At 48.7% G+C, this 19,038-nt stretch carries 14 protein-coding genes; 7 read left to right on the forward strand and 7 right to left on the reverse strand.

The genetic code is table 11. The annotated features are described in order from the left end of the window. Window positions 1-285: 285 nt before the first annotated feature. Window positions 286-1,053 carry a 2,3-dihydro-2,3-dihydroxybenzoate dehydrogenase gene (locus tag EZV61_RS09125; protein WP_205695355.1) on the reverse strand — a complete coding sequence of 256 codons (768 nt, stop codon included), beginning with the start codon at window positions 1,051-1,053 and terminating at the stop codon, window positions 286-288. A 104-nt stretch (window positions 1,054-1,157) separates the two neighbouring features. Here EZV61_RS09125 and EZV61_RS09130 point away from each other — a divergent pair, with 104 nt between their 5' ends. Next, entirely contained in the window at window positions 1,158-2,279 is a 1,122-nt protein-coding gene (locus EZV61_RS09130) for a hypothetical protein (protein ID WP_131415151.1), read from the forward strand. A 224-nt stretch (window positions 2,280-2,503) separates the two neighbouring features. On the opposite strand, the gene EZV61_RS09135 is transcribed toward EZV61_RS09130, so the two are convergent. Further along, window positions 2,504-3,778, reverse strand: a complete 1,275-nt coding sequence (locus tag EZV61_RS09135) for an MFS transporter (RefSeq protein ID WP_131415153.1) — start codon at window positions 3,776-3,778, stop codon at window positions 2,504-2,506. A 138-nt stretch (window positions 3,779-3,916) separates the two neighbouring features. Here EZV61_RS09135 and EZV61_RS09140 point away from each other — a divergent pair, with 138 nt between their 5' ends. From EZV61_RS09140 to EZV61_RS09160, 5 genes are read left to right on the forward strand one after another with little or no spacing between them, the layout of a single operon-like run. Further along, on the forward strand, window positions 3,917-5,158 hold the full coding sequence (locus tag EZV61_RS09140; protein ID WP_205695356.1) for an isochorismate synthase: 1,242 nt from the start codon (window positions 3,917-3,919) through the stop codon (window positions 5,156-5,158). Further along, complete coding sequence (locus tag EZV61_RS09145) at window positions 5,155-6,783, forward strand: (2,3-dihydroxybenzoyl)adenylate synthase (protein WP_131415155.1); 1,629 nt, start codon at window positions 5,155-5,157, stop codon at window positions 6,781-6,783. The genes EZV61_RS09140 and EZV61_RS09145 overlap by 4 nt, the downstream gene beginning before the upstream one ends. A gap of 56 nt (window positions 6,784-6,839) precedes the next feature. Next, the gene (locus tag EZV61_RS09150; RefSeq protein ID WP_131415157.1) at window positions 6,840-7,739 is read left to right on the forward strand and encodes an isochorismatase; all 900 of its coding nucleotides are present in this window, start codon (window positions 6,840-6,842) and stop codon (window positions 7,737-7,739) included. Further along, on the forward strand, window positions 7,736-11,710 hold the full coding sequence (locus EZV61_RS09155; RefSeq protein WP_131415159.1) for a non-ribosomal peptide synthetase: 3,975 nt from the start codon (window positions 7,736-7,738) through the stop codon (window positions 11,708-11,710). The genes EZV61_RS09150 and EZV61_RS09155 overlap by 4 nt, the downstream gene beginning before the upstream one ends. After that, the gene (locus tag EZV61_RS09160; protein ID WP_131415161.1) at window positions 11,710-12,663 is read left to right on the forward strand and encodes a hypothetical protein; all 954 of its coding nucleotides are present in this window, start codon (window positions 11,710-11,712) and stop codon (window positions 12,661-12,663) included. Before EZV61_RS09155 ends, EZV61_RS09160 begins: the two co-directional genes overlap by 1 nt. An 8-nt stretch (window positions 12,664-12,671) precedes the next feature. Here the strand turns inward: EZV61_RS09160 and EZV61_RS09165 are convergent, their stop codons facing one another. Beyond that, window positions 12,672-13,337 (reverse strand): 4'-phosphopantetheinyl transferase family protein, encoded by a 666-nt coding sequence (locus tag EZV61_RS09165; RefSeq protein ID WP_131415163.1) that lies wholly within the window; start codon window positions 13,335-13,337, stop codon window positions 12,672-12,674. Window positions 13,338-13,469: 132 nt separating this feature from the next. Here EZV61_RS09165 and EZV61_RS09170 point away from each other — a divergent pair, with 132 nt between their 5' ends. Next, complete coding sequence (locus tag EZV61_RS09170) at window positions 13,470-15,398, forward strand: TonB-dependent receptor domain-containing protein (RefSeq protein WP_131415165.1); 1,929 nt, start codon at window positions 13,470-13,472, stop codon at window positions 15,396-15,398. Between the two features lie 127 nt (window positions 15,399-15,525). Here EZV61_RS09170 and EZV61_RS09175 read toward each other — a convergent pair whose 3' ends face one another. From EZV61_RS09175 to EZV61_RS09190, 4 genes are read right to left on the reverse strand one after another with little or no spacing between them, the layout of a single operon-like run. Continuing rightward, window positions 15,526-16,317 carry a siderophore-interacting protein gene (locus tag EZV61_RS09175; protein ID WP_131415167.1) on the reverse strand — a complete coding sequence of 264 codons (792 nt, stop codon included), beginning with the start codon at window positions 16,315-16,317 and terminating at the stop codon, window positions 15,526-15,528. 30 nt (window positions 16,318-16,347) lie between these two features. Further along, the gene (locus EZV61_RS09180; RefSeq protein ID WP_131415169.1) at window positions 16,348-17,106 is read right to left on the reverse strand and encodes an iron ABC transporter ATP-binding protein; all 759 of its coding nucleotides are present in this window, start codon (window positions 17,104-17,106) and stop codon (window positions 16,348-16,350) included. After that, entirely contained in the window at window positions 17,103-18,101 is a 999-nt protein-coding gene (locus EZV61_RS09185) for an iron chelate uptake ABC transporter family permease subunit (RefSeq protein ID WP_131415171.1), read from the reverse strand. Before EZV61_RS09185 ends, EZV61_RS09180 begins: the two co-directional genes overlap by 4 nt. After that, complete coding sequence (locus tag EZV61_RS09190; protein WP_131415173.1) at window positions 18,098-19,000, reverse strand: ABC transporter permease; 903 nt, start codon at window positions 18,998-19,000, stop codon at window positions 18,098-18,100. The genes EZV61_RS09185 and EZV61_RS09190 overlap by 4 nt, the downstream gene beginning before the upstream one ends. Window positions 19,001-19,038: the final 38 nt, after the last annotated feature.

Below are 19,038 nucleotides of genomic sequence, written 5' to 3' on the forward strand. Positions count from 1 at the left end.
ATTTTCCTTTTGGCTTCGGCTCAGATCATTTTAGCCGGTGCTGGAATAGGCATTTGGAAAACAAATAGAAAATAGACAAATCAGTTGTTTTAGACTCGATAAAATGCAAGAAACGAAGCCTTAGCGCTTCGATTTTTTGTGGGTATCTTAAAATCCGGTTTCAGGTTAGGGAAGATCTTTCCCTTTCCCCCTAGAGTCTGAAGCATAGCTTTTGAAGTGGTTAGATAAAGAATTAGCGAGGACGGCATAGCCCGCGAGGTAACCTTGTTAAGGTTAGCGCCAGGTTTAGAGCGTTGCTCCGCCATCAACGCGTAGATCGTGCATGGTAATGTGGCTAGCTTTTGATGAGAGTAGAAATAGTGCCGCATCGGCGATCTCTTCTGGTTCAGCTAATTTCTGTAGTGGGATACCTAACCGGTAGTTTTGTTGATCGCCTTGAATGGTGTCTGCTTCTGTATATTGGTCGTGCCACATTTGGGTTTGCATTTCAGTACGGGTAGAGCCTGGGCTGACTAGATTACAGCGTATACCGTGTTGAGATAGCTCCAAGCCTAGGTTTTTCACCAAACTATGTAAGGCGGCCTTTGAACTGCAGTAACCCGCCATTCCTAAGCGTGGGGTTGTCGCGGCATTCGATCCGATGACAACAATATTGCCTTGGCTTCTCGTCACCATATGGCGAGCTACTGCCTGAAGAAGGGCAGCTGTGCCGATTACATTAACTGACATCATCTTTGCCAGCGCATCTATCCCCATGTCCAATATACGACCCAGTGAAAGGATACCTGCACAGCATATTAAGCCATCAATTGGGCCATGTTCTTGCTCTATCTCATCGATTAAATATTGTGTTCTTCCTGTGTTTCTCAGATCGAAAGAGCAGCTGACCAGCTGTCTGGAGTAGGCACCTGCCAATGCTTTCGCTAATTTTGAAAGCGCCACGTCGTCGACATCTAGCATGACTACTTTATGGCCTTGGGATAACAGTTTTTGGCTAACGGCAGCGCCGATGCCTTTGGCTGCACCAGAAACCAGATAGGTTTTCGATATCATTGCTGAATCCAGTAAAAATCAAACTAGATCATACAGCCTTAATGCAAATGAAATCAATTATCATTATCATGTGTGTCTTGCTGGTTCTCACGGAAAAATGCGATATGTCGTTACTACGCCGTTTTGTTTTAGATTTAGGTAGTTCTCGCCTCTGTCAGAGAACAAAGTCTCTGCCTCTCCTCGTGCTTAGTTTGTTTTGGATAACCGGTTGTGAATATCTGCCTCATAATCCTGATCTTGCCCTGTCTGACGACGAGCTTACAGCGCTGAGGCAAGCGGCAATACCGGCAGATGAGGGCATATTGTCGAGGTTCCACGACCATACATTCGTCGGTCTGGGTGATTACCATTTCAATGAAGAGTTTATGTCGTATGCGACATCACTGGTCGTGTCAGATGAGTTTGTGTCGCGAGCTCAAACGGTCATTGTTGAATTTGGCAATGCCAAGTTTCAGCCGTTACTGGATAGTTATATCGCTGGCGAGCAGGTGAGCCGCGGAGAGATGCTTAACGTGTTGCGTGGATCTGTTTTCTTTACTGCCTGGATGCCCGACGTTTACGCTGACTTTTTTACCGCCGTACGTAAGGCTAACTTATCTCGGCCTGCGCATCTGCAGATAAAAGTGGTGCTGGCTGAACAAGCATTTGACTGGCAACAAGTGAAAGATAGCGAGCAGTGGCAGCAAGCAGCGTCCAACAAAGTCGATGGTTTTTTTGCCACAGTTGAAAAAGTGATAAAAAGCCAACAGAAAGCACTTCTTATCTTCGGTGCATTTCACCTATTGCGGATCCCTGAAGGAGTCAGTAAGGCATTGCCTGATAACGAGCTGACGTTAGCCTCCCGTTTGTTAAGGCATTATCCGGGCGCGCTTTATTCTGTCTGGCCCATGGCACAGCCAGAAATAATAGAAGCGTTACAACCTCTTAGTGGTAAGCGATTGATTGACGCTCAGCAACCTCCATTTTCAGCCCTGCGCTTTATTGATTTGATGCCGAAAGCGCGTTACCGGCTCGGTAAAATCGATAGCCGGAATGCCCCCGTGTCGGCATTATTTGACGCCATGCTTTATGTGGGACCGACCCAGCGCCGAACCCTGTTTCCAAAAGCTGTGATTGATGAACGTCTCTGGGTCGATGAAATGAAACGGCGCGTGCAGCTGATGGGGGGGCCACTCGAAAGTAAGTTTACCCAAATCTTAGCTGAATCAGAGCAGTTCTATCGGTAAAGTGGGGAGCAAAAATATTCACTTTCAGTTGTATTCATGGCTATGTTATCTGCAACATTTAGCCAATGATGACCTTTTAAACGCGCCCCGAACCCGCCATTTTCTATCGCTGCTGAGAGTAACCAATACGTTATCATCACATCTGGCTGCAAGGATTCGCCAGATGTGATGGGTGCACCTTTCTTGAAGACCGCATTCTATAAGAAATTAACCGCTAGGACAGGTCACCTTATAGTGCTTTTAGCTGTCTGCGACGGCTCTCCGGTTTGATCTAGTTTGAGTACTGGTTTTACCAAGTTTCGCATCAACCAAGGCAGTACCATAAGCGCGCACGCAGATAACAGCACCAGACTCTCAATATTGGCGAGTTGCAGGGACGGTGTTTCCACTAAGATAGCGCCTGAAATCACAGCTGCTGCGCCTGTCGATAGATTCCTTACCGTACCCAGTACGGCAAAGTAACCCGCTCTTTGGTTTGCTCCGGGTAACACGCTTACTGCTATCTGTAATAGTACGTTCCGGCATCCGTTTAACCCCATAAAAAGGGTGAATATAAGTGCGACGGGGAGCGCGAGGGAACTGATAAATGCGACAATCAGTAAACCGATACTGGTAATGCAGGTCATCAACATAAGTAGAGCCATGTTATTCGGTTTCGCTACGTGACCAACCGCTTGCGTGATGACGATGGTGGCGATGCCACCAAAAAGGTAGAGCAAACTCATACCAGATCTTGGGTAGTCAAAGTTGTACTGGAAAATGGCGGAAAAGTGGGGAATAAAAAGAAATGCTGAGAAAATCCCCAAGCTGGTGAGTAGCGCGCCGCGCCTTAGGTTCTGTTGAGTGAGTGTCTGTAGTGGGTGGAATCTTTTGTTTGAGTCCAGGTCGCCTTTGGCAGTCAATTGTTTGTTATAACTGCGCCACAGCCGATGCCAAACCAAGGCTGCTAACATCATCATCATCCCATTGAATAGAAATGCCGCTTTCCAATTGATTAAGTAAGCGAGTTCTAGCCCAATAGGTACCCCCACAATCGCTGCTAAGGGGAATCCCAAAGCGATTCTAGCCATCGCTTTAGCGCGCTGGGCTGTAGGGAAAAGGTCAATGGCGATCGCCATGGCAAGCGCGGCTACCGGCGCAGATAAGAGCCCGCAAAGGGTTCGCACAATTAGAAACCCGTCGAAGCTATTAATCATCGTGATACATAAAATCAGTCCCGCTTTAAGGTAAAGGCAAGTGAGCAAGGCGGGAAGGCGCCTGAATTGGTCCAATCGTGACGACAGCAGCAACCCCGAGATGGCTGAGGCCACAGCGTATCCAGCACTGAACCAAGCGGTGTCCTGAACAGAAATGTTTAACGACTCAGCCAGGTTTGGAGCTAATGGCATGAGCACCATAAAGTCGGTGATAGCGACCCATTGAGTGAAAACAATCAGGGCTAAGATCCAGCGTAATGGTGGCGCTTGTTCTGGGTTGTTATGGGCTGAATTTATATTCATTATTTCTAATAAGCCGCTTGTTTACAATAGGATACACATTTTACACTAATCTAAATGCAAATGATAATGATTTGCAATCAATGTTAATGAGGTGTAGTTTTTAGATCTCAAGTCACTTGTTAAAGCCAAGGTTTAGGGATGCCAATTCAACTCGTTGAAGCTCACACTCCTGCCAGCACGAGACAGACGATTAGTTGCCAGAAGATGGCAGATGAAATAGCCAACGGTCAGCGTCAGGAAGAGTTCTTTTTCAGTTCGCCCAGCTCCTCGATATTAGCCAGAGGGGTAGTGTCTACCTACTCAGAGAAAATTGAATTTAGTCGGTTAGATAGTTTTGTTACTGAGATTCTGCAGAAGCACAAACGTGATGAGAGTGATAATCCCATTGCGATGGGGCTGATCCCTTTCTCTGAGCATAATCCGGTTCGATTTATTATCCCTGAGCAGGTACTTGTTTCCTCCTCCTCACGAGTTGGACAAGGAGGGCTGAATACCTGCCCTGCTTTTTGTCATCGTATGCAGCCAATTCCCGCGCCGAACGAATATATGCGAATGGTTCAACAAGCTGTGAATGCTTGTGGTTGCGGTGGTATTGATAAAGTGGTGCTGTCGCGCAGCATGCAGGTTGATACCGAAGAGGATATCGACCTCGATCAATTGCTGTTGACACTGTTACAGCAAAACCGCACAGGATATACGTTTTGTGTCAACATCTCCGAGCCGGGGGAGACACGACACCTGATAGGTTCCAGTCCTGAATTATTGGTCTCTCGTAAAGGCGCTGCCATTCGATCCAATCCGTTGGCCGGTTCCCGTCGTCGTAGTGCCCTAGAGAGTGAAAATGAGCAACTGTGTTTGGAGATGCTCGATAGTGACAAGGATCTCCATGAACACGGGCTCGTGGTTGAGTCCGTTGAGCGGGCCCTACAGCCCTACTGTAGTAATCTGTATGTGCCTTTAATCCCATCAGTTATTCACACGCCCGCCATGCTGCATCTCTCCACGCAAGTGGAGGGCAGCTTGATGAATCCGAATACCAGTGTGTTGAAGTTGGTCAGCGCACTGCACCCAACGCCGGCCGTGTGCGGATTCCCAAAAGCGTCTGCTCACCAATTTATCCGTGAATCTGAAGCATTCGACAGAGGCTATTTCACTGGTTTAGTGGGGTGGTGTGACAGTCGTGGTAACGGTGAATGGGTGATCGTTATTCGCTGTGCTGAGGTTGCTGAGAAGCAGATGCGCGTATTTGCTGGAGCGGGCATTGTTGATGGCTCGGAGCCCTTGAGTGAACTCCATGAAACAGGCAACAAGATGCGCACCATTTTGAATGCTATCGGCATCGATTTGCTGGAGAGTGAGATGTTGGGAGCGACCATATGAGCCACTACAACGTGATACAAACGGACCCCAATTATATACCGTGGCCTGAATCTTTTGCTCAGCAGTATCGCGATGAAGGTTATTGGACCGACACCAAGATTCAGCAATTGGTTGAACTCCGTGCTAGCAGCACTCCAACCAAAACGGCGCTGGTTTGCGGCGAGCGGCGCTGGTCCTATGTGGAGCTGGCTCAGCAGGTTGAAAGGCTCGCGGTTGGGTTTCAGTCCCATGGTTTGCAGTGTGGCGACAAAGTCGTGTTGCATCTTCCTAACATTGCGGAATTTTATCTCTGTTTTTTTGCGCTACTGAAATTGGGTGTTCAACCTGTATTGGCGTTGCCAGCCCATCGCACATCAGAGATCCGTTACTTCTGTAATTTTGTTAAAGCTAAGGCCTATATTGTCGCGGAGCAAGGCGGATTCAATTGGCGAGAACTAGCCGAGGGGTTACTGCATGACAGGCAGAGTGTGCAAAAAGTATTTTGCCTGCAGAGAGGTGATGACAAAGAACCAAGTAGCCTAATTGTTGATCTGCAGAAGGTGTTTAGTGATGGGCAGTTGCGCCCCTCAAAAGCAGAGCCAGCTTTTGCTTTTTTCCAGTTGTCAGGAGGCACCACTGGGGCGCCAAAACTTATACCGCGTACTCATTCCGACTATCTATATAGTGTGCGTCGCAGCACTGAGCTGTGTGAGCTAACGTCTGATGATAGTTATTTGTGTGTTCTCCCTTGCGCCCATAATTTTCCTCTGAGCTCACCTGGAGCGCTGGGCTTCTTCATGGTGGGTGGCACAGTGATCCTGGCAGCAGATGCCACTCCGCAAACGGCATTTCAGTTGATAGAGCAACATGGCGTTACGGTTTCGGCATTAGTGCCCCCTCTGGCCTTGCTTTGGCTCGATTTGGCTAAGCACAGCCGATTCAATATCTCGCCGTTGCGACTATTGCAAGTCGGTGGTGCCAAGTTTAGTGCTGAGGCCGCAAAGCGGGTTCGCCCAGTCCTGGGGTGCCAACTACAGCAGGTTTTCGGCATGGCGGAAGGTCTTGTTAACTATACCCGGCTAAATGACGACGAACAGACAGTGGTGTATACCCAAGGCCGCCCTATGTCTGATGCCGATGAAATCCGAGTTTTGGGCAGTGCAGATAAACCTGTTGAAGTCGGTGAGGTGGGACACCTGCAGGTACGTGGGCCATACACCATTCGAGGTTATTACGCTGCGCCTGAACATAACCATCAGGCATTTACCCAAGATGGATTTTATCGTACGGGTGATCTGGTTCGACTGACGCCGTCAGGCAATATCGAAGTGGTTGGTCGAAGTAAAGATCAGATTAATCGCGGTGGCGAAAAGATCGCCGCTGAAGAGGTCGAGAACCATCTGATTGCTCACCTACATGTACATGATGCTGCCGTTATTTCCCTGCCGGACCCCTACCTGGGTGAGCGCAGCTGTGCCGTGTTGGTCAGTCAAACTGAGCGGCCCAAAGCGATAGAGATAAAGCGCTTTCTTCGAGCTCGTGGCTTGGCGGAATTCAAGATCCCAGATCGCATCGAATGGGTCGATACCCTGCCGAAAACCGCGGTTGGCAAGGTCAATAAGAAACAGCTTCAGATGGCGCTCTAGTTATCGTACTCAACCTATGTTCAAGCTAACAAACAATATATATGAAAGAGGAAACCATGACTATACCTGCGATCCAGGCGTATTCACTTGCCGACGCCACTGCGCCCATTTTAAATAAAGTTGGTTGGTCCGTTGACCCGCAGCGGGCTGTATTGCTAATTCACGATATGCAGCAATATTTTGTCAATTTCTATGATCAACAGCAGGAACCTATTAGCCGAGTTATCCAGCATATTGGCCAGATTAGAGCAGCGGCTGAAGCAGCAGGGATCCCCGTGGTCTACACTGCGCAACCTGGCGACCAACCTGTAGAACACCGTGCACTGCTGAGCGACTTCTGGGGGCCGGGACTAAAGGACGATAGCGCGTTAACCCAAATTGTACCCGCCTTGCGGCCAGCAGCTAATGACACCGTTTTAACTAAGTGGCGCTACAGCGCATTCCAACGTACTGAGCTTAAAAAACAGATGGCGCAGTGGCAAAGAGACCAGCTTATTATCGTTGGCGTTTATGCGCATATTGGCTGTATGCAAACCGCCGCTGAAGCATTTATGTTGGATATTCAGCCCTTTATCGTTTCAGATGCCGTGGCTGATTTTTCTCTGCAAGAGCATTTAATGTCGCTAAATTATATCGCGGGTCGATGTGGCAAAGTGATCACCACTGAAACACTACAGGCGAGCATTAGTAGTCAGGAAAACTCAACTTACCCCATTCCTGGATCCCGCCACACTTTGCTTAAGCAACTCGCAGACTTACTGGAGATTGCGCCCGACGAGATCACAGCTGATGACAGCTTGCTTGATTTTGGTTTGGACTCTGTACGCATGATGTCGCTTGTTGGCGATTGGCAGCAACAAGGTCTAAATGTGTCATTTATTGAGCTGGCTGCAGTGCCATGCGTTGAATCCTGGTGGCAGCTACTTAGTGCCAAGCTAGAGGAGGCTGCAGCATGACCGCAGGTACACCGACAAATACAGCATGGCAGCCTTTAACAGACGCTCAAGCGGGAATTTGGTTTGCTCAACTTCGAGATCCAGATAACCCCATATACAAAACGGGCGAATTCATTGTGATTGACGGGGCGGTGGATGAGGAGGCGTTTGTTAGTGCCGTCAAAACGACTATCAATGAAGTGGATTCCTTGCATGCTCATTTTGAAACAACCACGGAAGGCCCGCGAATGCGTGTGGTACGGCGTGACTGGCAGGTTGTTCGCAAAGACTTTCGTGCCGAAGCTGCACCGTTGGAGATGGCTACTGAATGGATGCACAACGAACTGAAAACGCCGGTCGATCTGGAATTAGGGCCACTGTTTACCATGGCGCTGTTGCGGCTGACTGATGACCAGTATTGCTGGTTTTTCTCGCTGCACCACATCGCCATCGATGGCTATAGCATGTCTCTCATCGCCTCTCGAGTGGCTACGCTATATGGTTGTCTTACTCGCAATGAAGCTATACCTGAGATTGCGCTGGTGGATCAAACGGCGTTATTGGTAGAGGACAATCAGTACAAAACATCAGATAAGTATAAAGCTGACAGAGCATTTTACTTACAACGTTATGCTGATCATTCCGACACGGTTAATTTGGCCGGGAAACCAACTGTTACGTCAGACCACTTCTTACGTCTTCAAGGTGCAATGTCGACGCAGGACTTTGCCAATATGGGGGCAATGGCAAAACGCTGTCGTACCCACTGGTACAGTGTCTTAATTGCTGCTGTTGCCGCCTACGTGCATCGTATGACCCGTTCTAATGATGTTGTGCTAGGCGTACCTTTAATGGGGCGGCTAGGTTCAGTGGCGATCCAAACTCCCGCGATGCGTGTCAACATCTTACCGGTTCGGGTGAGTTTCAATCCGGGTCAGGATATTGCGGATCTGGTGACACAAGTAAACAAAGAGTTCTGTGCGGTACGTAAGCATCAAGGCTATCGATATGAAGAGTTGCATCGCGAACTAAATTTGGTCAAGGAGAGTCGCAACCTGTTTGGTCCGCTGGTCAATATCATGCCATTTGAATATCAACATCAGTTCGCTGATTTGAAGTCTAAGGCCCATAACTTGTCTGCAGGGCCTGTAGATGACATCTCCTTTTACTGCTACGAACTGGATGGCCAATTACATCTGGATATGGATGCAAATCCCGCGCTCTATACCCAGGCCGAGATCATCGGCCATCAACAGCGCCTGTTTCACTTTATGGCGGATTTTTTCACCGCCAGTTTAGTCGCCGGAACGAGCCGTAGTCGGGTCGGTGACGTTCAGCTGCTACTGCCAGGAGAGCATGAAAAAATCGTAACAAGCTGGAATGCCAGCGAGCAGCCTGTAGCGCAACAAACCTTATCGGCCCTGTTGCAGCAGTCAGTGCAAAAACATGGGCAACGGACAGCTCTGGTTTTTGGTGACGAGATCTTGTCCTATGCAGCGCTTGCGGAGCTGGTGAATCCACTCGCACGATGGTTAATTGCGCAAGGGGTAGATGTCGGCACCCGTGTCGCCGTCCTGTTGCCGCGCAGCGTGGAGTTGATTGTAGCGCAGCAAGCTATTCTGCAAGCCGGTGGTGTGTATATGCCGATTGACCCTGATTATCCTGACGGGCGGATCGGTTATATGGTCGAGAGTGCCGAGCCTGTTTTGGTGATCACTGATCAGCTGTTGTTGGCAAAACTTCCCGAATCACTTCCTACCTTGCGGGTTGATGAATCCCGTTGGACGAGGGTGCAATCAGTGTTTAGCGCGGCCCCCGTGGCTGCCGAAGAACGCTTGTCAGAGTTAACCCCGCAAGATCCTGCGTATGTTATTTATACCTCGGGTTCCACAGGCAAGCCTAAAGGCGTGGTTGTTGGGCATCAGGCGATAGTCAACCGCTTGTTGTGGATGCAGCACCAGTATGCGATCGATCATGACGATCGCGTGCTACAGAAAACACCTTGTGGTTTTGATGTCTCCATTTGGGAGTTCTTCTGGCCCATGCTTGAGGGAGCTGTGCTGGTGGTAGCACAGCCTGAGGGACATAAAGACCCGATCTATTTGGCCGATTTGATCCAGCGACAAGGGATAACCACTATCCATTTCGTACCCTCCATGCTGCAAGTTTTTTTACAACAGGCAGATCCAGCACAATGCCAAAGCTTAAGGCGAGTGTTGTGTAGTGGCGAAGCGTTACCGGTTTCACTGGTTAACAGTTACTACGAAAGCTTTAGTTCGCCGTTGCATAACCTCTATGGCCCAACTGAAGCTGCGGTTGATGTGACCTATTGGGCCTGCCAGGCTAATGCAGAAACCAACTCAATCCCCATTGGCCGCCCCGTTTGGAACACCCAAATGTATGTGCTGGATGATGCCTTACAGCCAGTTCCGCCGGGGGTTGTCGGTGATCTCTATATTGGTGGCGCACAACTTGCCCTTGGCTATTTAGGGCAACCAGCTTTAACTGCAGAGCGTTTTATTGCCAATCCTGTTGCAGAGAATAACAGTCGTATCTATAAAACCGGTGATTTGGCGAAGTGGCGCGACGACGGGGTGTTGGAATATGCCGGTCGTAGTGATTTTCAGGTGAAAATTCGCGGCTTTCGGATCGAATTGGAAGAGATCGAAAATGCGTTGGCGCAGCATGACGCCGTTGCTCAAGTGGCGGTGGTGGTGCAGGAATATGGCCAAGGGGATAAACGACTTGTGGCATATTTTCGTGCTCATGTCGATATGGAAGGGACGGTTCCTGCGTTAGATCCAGCGCGATTACAGGCGTTTCTTGCGGAGCCCCTACCTGATTACATGATCCCGGGTTACTTCGTTCAACTGGAAACCTTTCCTGTTACGGCCAATGGCAAGCTCGAGCGCAAAGCGTTGCCAAAACCAGACTTGTCGGAGCAAGTTGGTTCGAAAGGGCCAAGCAATCTGTTAGAGGAGCGGTTATGCAAATTGTTCTGTGATCTGTTGGAGCTGCCAAGCGTTGGGGTAGACGATAACTTCTTTGAACTGGGTGGCCATTCCTTGTTAGCGGCACAGCTAATCGCCCATGTTAAAGAGATCATGGGGATAGAGCTGTCATTGGCGGCGGTATTCCAGGCACCGACAGTGCAAGGGATCTCCGCAAAACTAAATGGCAGCAATGGTGACGAAGCGCTAGAGATCTTATTACCACTGCGTAAGCGTGAGGGTAAGTCTGCGCTGTTTTGTGTTCATCCCGCTGGTGGTTTGAGTTGGTGTTACGCCGCGTTAACGCCGATTATTCCCAGTAAGATCCCACTATATGGTGTTCAATCTAAAAATCTCAGTGATACCGAAGCACCTTTGCCACAAACCATGCAGGAGATAGCTGAGGAATATGTTGCTGCGATCCGCAGGGAACAACCATTTGGACCCTATCACCTTTTAGGCTGGTCTATTGGTGGCATGATCGCGCATTTGATGGCCGGAGTGCTGCAACAACAGGGGCAAGAGGTCGGTTTACTAACTCTGCTTGATTCTTATCCCACTGAACAGTGGCAGCAAATGAATCCACCCGGTGAAGATCAGGCGCTTGGCGCACTTATTAGAATGGCTGGTGTCGAGTTTGATGAAGCGGCACATAGCAGTTTGACCCGTCCAGAAGTCATTGAAATTTTGCAGGATGCTGGTAGTTCGATGGCTCACCTGAGTATCGAGACTATCTCGTCGATGATTGCTGTCGTACTTAACAACAATAAAAGGGTGCGCGACCGGGTTGATTATTTCTATCGTGGCGACATGTTGTTTTTTAATGCAGTGAAACCGCCAGAGGAAGCGTTTCTCGACCGCGAAGGTTGGTCGAAGTACATGTCGGGTGAGGTGGAAGTGATTGAAGTGGATTGTATCCATCGTGACATGATGCGCCCGGAGATGCTCAGAGAGATAGGCCAGCATATTGCTGAACGCCTGACTCGGAGGTACGGGGTTTGATGGCGCAAAATTTAACCTCACCGAGTAGCAATGGCGTTGAAGATCCCATCATGTGGGTAAAAAGTAAGCTACTTGATAAACACATTGTGGGTTTGGGTGAGGCACACTGGTTTGAGGGCGTATTTGACCACCTTGTTCAGTTGGCGTTGTCGCCACAACTGGATGAGTCTTATTCCGACTTAGTGGTCGAATTCGGTAATAGAAAACATCAGTCGCTGCTGAACGCGTACTTAAGTGGCTCTGATGTGCCCGATGAAGATCTTGCTGCTATCTGGCTGGATTCAATGGCATTTCCAGCTTGGTTACCACCACAATACGGACGCCTGTTTTATTTGGTGCGGGAAGCAAACAAGTATCGTAAAACCCCAATTAAAGTCCATTTAGCAGAGCCTGAGTTTGATTGGAACGCGATCCGTACACCGGCTGATCTGGCGCTATTGAATGGCCAGCGAGATCAAGCGATATTCAATTATTTAAAGCTGAACTTCGCCTTGAAAGATAGGCCAGCCATTATCATTATTGGTGCGCGACATTTGTTAAAGAAACCGCTGTCTGGGGTGCGTTTGCGAAGTAATCGTTGTTTGGCGGAACTGTTTCAAGAAGCCAAGGCGGGCAAGCTGGTATCTGTTTGGCCTCATATGCTGGGTACCAGCACGTTGGCTGATCACCCACTTGACGATATCGATGTTCCCTCGTTGATTTCTGCTGACGGCGAACTAGCGCAAAGGGTTCGTTTTGATGACGTGTTGCTTCATCCTCCGTCAGTGAGAGTGAGCCTGTCACCTGCGCTGTTCGATATGGTTGACGGTTATCTATACACCGGACCACAATGCCGATCCAATCATGTTAGTCGCAGTGCCACGCTTTCCAGCCGATGGCGGCAGAAACTGACTTACCGATTGCCGCTGCTTAATCGTAAGCAACAGGAGGTGGTTGTTAGCATGCTGGGTTGACGTTGAAGCTAGCCCATGACGATGCAGGCAAGCGTCACTATATGAGATTTGTTGATTCGATAGTGGCCTTGCCAACAGCAATGTGGAGGTAGTAGTGCGGCAATCTGTTCGTCCAGTGATGCCGTGAAACGCTGCTGGGATCTATCCAGCGTTAGCTCTGCTTGTTGAAAGTTGAAATATTGCTTTATGTAAGGGTAGGCGGCCTTAAAGATCGCCTCTTTGGCGCTAAAGAATAGGGTGTTTGGCAGGTCTGGATACTGTTCCAGCATCGCTTGCTCTGCAGGGGTGAGCGTAAGCGAAGCGACTGCCGTAGTTAAGGGCTTATTCATTTCAGCATCAACCCCCACACTCAAATAATGGGACGTTCTAGCACAGGCAGCGACGCAGAGATTTGAGGTATGACTGATACTGCCCGTGATCCCGTCTGGCCATATGGGTTGTCGATTTATTCCCATTGGGATGACTACATCGCTCGTAAATCCCAGCGGCTTTAAAGCGGCTCTTGCGGTATGCCTGCCTGCACGAAACTCCCGCTTCCGTTTTGGGACCGAATTTTTTATCGCGAGCTCTTCCTGCGGCATCGCTAGCTGCATCCAGCTTTGTTTCGAAGCAGACGCGATGCTTAGATTGGCCAATTTCGGTAGCAGACCGGCATGGAAATTGTCAGGGAGCATTGTGATAACCCTTGTTCAGTTGTTATGAATGAGGTCATCATGGTAATACGAATGAGAATGATTGTTGTTTGTATTGCGATCTTGTTGGGTGTTATGTAACAATTAAGCAATATCTATGATTAAGGAGTAAACATGTCTAAGTTATTGCCTAAATTGTCAAAATCGTTGCTAGCTTGCGCTTTTGTTGGCTGTTTTTCTGGTGCCGTTGTTGCTGAAGGTGTATCTGATGACGATATTGAGCATATTGTTGTTACCGCCAGCTTGACCGAGCATAATGAGTTCACTGCACCAGCGTCTGTGTCGATTATTACCGCGGAAGAGCTAGCAAAAATAGGCGCAACCAACATTGGTGAGGCGATCAGATCGACGACTGGTATTAATTTTCAACCGACCACCGGCTATGGTCGTGGTCAAATCAGTATCCGTGGTATGGACAGTAGCTATACGTTGGTGCTGATCAACGGCCGCCGTGTTAACTCCCATGATGCATTGATCCGCGGAAACAACTTCGATCTATCAACTATCCCAATGACCGCTGTGCAGCGAATTGAAGTGGTGCGTGGCCCGATGTCTTCACTTTATGGTGCCGACGCTTTGGGCGGTGTGGTTAATGTGATTTTGAAGAAGCCGGGGGCTGAAACCACAGGCGAGATCTCTTATCTACGTGAACAGATTACGACAGGAGAGGGAGGAGACCTTAACCGGGGCAATGCGTACTTGAGTGGTAAGCTTTCTGAGACCGTCGGTGCCACGGTGATCGTCGAAGCACTATCCCAAGATGACTGGCAAACGGACGATATGCCAGAAGTGGATGCGATAGAGGAGCGAGACGCGCTGAATGCGTTAGCTACCCTCAGCTGGCAGTTGTCACATCAGCAAATGCTGACTTTTGAAGCTATCTATAGTGAAGATGAGCGAACTGCCCATTGGGCTGCTCGTGGCTCTGTGGTTGAAACTAATCAGGACACTGATCGTTTGAATTTAAGTGTGACCCACGAAGGCTCGTGGGATGCATTTGATACCCAGCTAAGGGCGTACCGTGAAGAGGTTGATTTGACCGATTCTAGTGATCTTTACGACACCGGTGACATCACCCAAACCAATTTAACCTTAGATGGTTGGGTTGCCACCGATCTGGCTGAGCATTCAATTGTGGTCGGTGCTGAGTACAGAGATTCAGAACTTGATAACCCGCGGGACCTGATCAATGGCGATATTTCACAAGACCAGTACGCCGTGTTTATTCAAGATGAAGTTGAGTATGGCGATCTGTCATTAACCTTGGGTGGTCGTTATGACGACCATGAAGTATTTGGTGGTGAATTCAGTCCCCGCGCTTACGCTGTTTACAGTTTAACCCATGAGTGGGTGGTTAAAGCAGGGGTCGGTGAAGGCTTTAAAGCGCCGGGAATGTTGGAACTGAGTGAAGATTATCAACTAATTAGTTGCGGCGGGCGCTGTTGGCTGCGAGGCAACGCTGACTTAGATGCGGAGTCATCCACCACCTATGAATTTGGTGTCGCTTATCAATCGAGCGTAGCGGCGTTTAATATCACAGCGTTTCATAATGATATTGAAGATAAAATTGAACGGGATCAGACCACTGCCGTGGATATGATCGACGGTGTGCCTGTGATCACTTATCAAAATATCGACGATGCCACCGTTAAAGGGGTTGAGCTCAGTGCTTGGTATCAATTAATCGATAATCTGGATATTGATGCGAACGCGACCTATACCGATGCCGAAGACGATGAGACAGGTGATACCTTGGAGTCAACGCCTGAACACAACGTGAACATCACATTGAACTGGCAGGTATCAGATCCGCTTTATACCTTTGTTCGCTATACCTATATCGGTGAACAAGTGATCGCTGCTAATAATGTCAGCGGTTACAGCCTATGGAACGCTGGCGCCGGATATACGATTAACGAGACCTTTGAAGTGCGTGGCGGTATCAATAATATCGGCGATAAAGAGTTGGACGAAGACGTTGTCGAATATGGCTATGTCGAAAAAGGCCGCAGTGTGTTTGTCAATGTGGCTGCTCGTTTCTAATCAAAAAGCCATGTAAAGGCGCGGCTTATCGTGCCTTTGCATGTTCTAGCTTAAGTTTGATTTGGTAACTACCGAGTTTTGTTAGGGTAGATAGCTATGTAATAGCTCTCAAATATGCGTTACATGGTTAGTTTGATTCAGAGCGCTTTTTCTGTTGATGTTGATCCTCATTTAACCCCATTTGCCAGTAAGCGCTGGCATACAGTCTGTCAGGTTCTACGCCTCGCTCTTTTTTTAAATAGCGGCGTATCTGTTTTGCGCTTAATGCTTCACCTGCAACCCAAGCGGCTGGAGATCCGTCTAGCCAGACTAATCGTTTTACTTGTTCTGTTAGTGGTGACTGTTCGGGTGATGGTTTGGGATTGATGATCCAAATAACCTCGATTTCAGCGGGGGCGTAAATCTGATGGATATCTTCATCTGATAATACCTCCAGTACGGCGTAGCCTTTTGCATTGGCTGGCAACTGTTCCAGATTGGCGCAAATGGCTGGTAGGGCGGTCATATCGCCGGCAAACAGAAACCAGTCTGCTGAGAAGTCCACTAACTTATCCGGCCCAGGACCCACCAGACAAATTTGATCTCCGGGTTTACATGAAAGTGCCCAGGAAGAGGCTGGTCCTGGGTTTTCGTGCAGTACAAAATCGATGGCTACTTCTGCGGCTGTTTTGTTGAACTGGCGAATGGTATAGGTGCGTACTATCGGTTTCTCCGTTCTTGCTGGTTTATCGAATGGTGAGAAGTTCAGTACGTCGGCCATGGTTTGGCCTGCTCTAGGAAACATTAATTTGCAGTTGGCACTCTCTTTACCCGTCGGAAAATCGGTAACGTTTGGGCCGCCAAGGTAAATACGCCGCATGTGTGGCGTGATTTGTTCGCTGCGGACAATATCCAAAATGCGGTTGGGTGGCCGGTTCATATTCTGCTCCTGATTTATTAAAGGGGGCGGTTAAAGGTGATACAGGCAAACGGGTTTGCCATGTAATTGCTCAACTGTCAGTGGCATGTCATATATATTTGCGAGCTTTTGATTATCCATCAGCTGTGTTGATGACAATTGATAAAGCACTTTGCCGTCACGCATCGCGATAATTTCGTCGCTGTAACAGGCGGCAAAATTAATATCGTGCAATACAAGGATCACGCTTTTATTGAGTTCGTCAGCGGCTCGCCGTAGTTGCTTCATGAGTCCGCTGCTGTGCTTCATATCTAAATTGTTGAGTGGTTCATCTAACATCAGGTATTGCGTGTCTTGGGCGAATACCATGGCAATAAATGCGCGTTGCCGCTGGCCACCAGACAACTCATCTAAGTATCTGTCGCGTAAGGGGATAAGATCTAAATGACAAAGGGCTTGTTCAACTTGTTGCCAATCATGATCTGTTGGGCGCCCCCGGTGATAGGGATAACGGCCAAAACAGACCAGTTCATTCACTGTTAGCCTGGCCGTTATGTGGTTTTCTTGGCGAAGAATGGCCAAACGTGTTGCCACTAACTGGCTATCCATTTGATGAATGTCGTGGCCATCCAGCAATACTTCACCGTTATTGGGTTTTAGCAGACGACTGGCAATAGAGAGTAGGCTAGATTTTCCCGCCCCGTTAGGCCCAATGATTGAAGTGACGCCCTGGGGACGTAAGCTGATGTTGATCTGTTCAAGGATCAGGGCGTTGTCATAACTCAGTTCGATCTGTTTTAGTTCTATCATTTCAGTTGCTTTCTTAATATCAGTGCAAGGAAAAACAAACCGCCAACGAAGTCGATAATGATGCTTAGCCGGGACTCAAATTGCAGAACGTGTTGGAGAATGGTCTCGCCACCCACCAGACAGACCACGCCAATGCCAGCCACCATGGGGAACAAGTATTTATGCTGGGCACTTCCTGCCAATGTATAGCTAAGATTTGCGACTAAAAGCCCTAGAAAAAGCACTGGGCCGACGAGCGTGGTTGAAAGTGCGGTGAGCACTGCAATCAGTGCAAGCGTAGCAAGGACTGATCGTTGATAGGGAACACCCAGGTTAATGGCGTTGTCTTTACCTAGCATCAGAACATCGAATAGAGAATGGTAGCGAAATAGAAGGAGGGAACTGATAACGACAACCATCAGCGAAAGAGTGAGTAAATAGCCATCTACTGAATTAAAGCTGGCAAAGATGGCATCTTGAAAAAGGGTAAATTCAGACGGGTCTAACATTCGTTGGATCAAAGAGGAAAGGCTACGAAACAAGGTCCCCAGAATAACCCCCACAAGCACTAACAGGTGCAGGTTCTGGCCCTTTAGGCGAAATAGCCACTGATATAGCAGGCATAGCGCGCCGACCATAATGAGGGTTTCTCCCGTCCATTTAATGTAAGGAGACAGTTGTGTATAGGTGATCCCCCCGAAGAGAAAAATAAGCCCCGATTGCAGCAGAACATAAAGCGCATCAAACCCCATGATCGAGGGGGTGAGAATACGATTGTGGGTAATGGTTTGAAACAGAACACTGGCAATGCCTACGGTGTAAGCGACTAACAATAAAGTCAGCAATTTTTTACCGCGAAACATGAGTGTGAATTCCCAGCCAGCTTTCATGTTCAAGCTAAGAAACAACAGAATGCAGAGTGCCGCCAGCCCCCATATCACCGCCAGTCTAAGTATCGGGCGTGAGCGTGCATTTCTGATTTGACCTGATTTCTCTGTCACATCGGAAGGCGTCATACCGCACCGCCTCTGACTTTCGGTGCGGGCTTTAGCAGCAAATGAAGGAAAATAATACTGCCAATGACGCCGGTGACGGTGCCGACCGGAATTTCATAGGGATATCTGAGTAACCGAGCCAATAGATCACAGCAAAGCACCAGTCCTGCGCCTGTTAGTGCTACCCAAGGCATGCTGTTCTTTAAATTATCGCCACGGATCTGACTGACGATGTTGGGTACCACTAAGCCTACAAAAGGGATCGCACCAGCAACCACAACGGTTACGCCGGTGATCAAAGAGACCACAATCAACCCCCATGCAAAGACCAATGAATAGTTCAGCCCTAGGTTGGTACTGACCTGTTTGCCTAATCCTGCCAGCGTTAGATGGTCTGCGGTTATATAAGCCACTAATGACATGCCGGCGGCTATCCATAACAACTCATATCTGCCCCGCAGAATCATCGAAAAATCGCCTTGCATCCATACCCAAATGGCCTGAAGCAGATCAACGCGATAAGCAATAAAGGTGATGACAGCACCGATCACGCCTGCGTACATGATACCGGCAAGGGGAACCAGCATATCGGAACGGGCGGGTAGGCGTTTAAGTAGCAACATAAACAGAGAGGTGCCAATTAGCGCAAATACACAAGCCACTATCATTTTGCCTAGTACACTGAGTTCGGGTGTGAACAACAGCACCAGTAGAATGCCCAATGTTGACCACTCAGCAGCGCCTGTGGTGCCGGGCTCTACGAATCGGTTGCGAGCGAGTTGCTGCATGATCACGCCGGCGATAGCTAAAGACACGCCAGCGAGCACAACCGCCAGTGTTCGGGGTAAGCGTGATACGAATACAAGCTCAAGCCCGTTAGTCTGAAAGTCTGCGCCTCCGATACATAAACTGGCAATCATCAGCAGGAGTACAATCCCTGATGCACATACGAAGAGTT

Source organism: Corallincola luteus (assembly GCF_004336975.1).
GTDB classification, from domain to species: domain Bacteria; phylum Pseudomonadota; class Gammaproteobacteria; order Enterobacterales; family Neiellaceae; genus Corallincola; species Corallincola holothuriorum.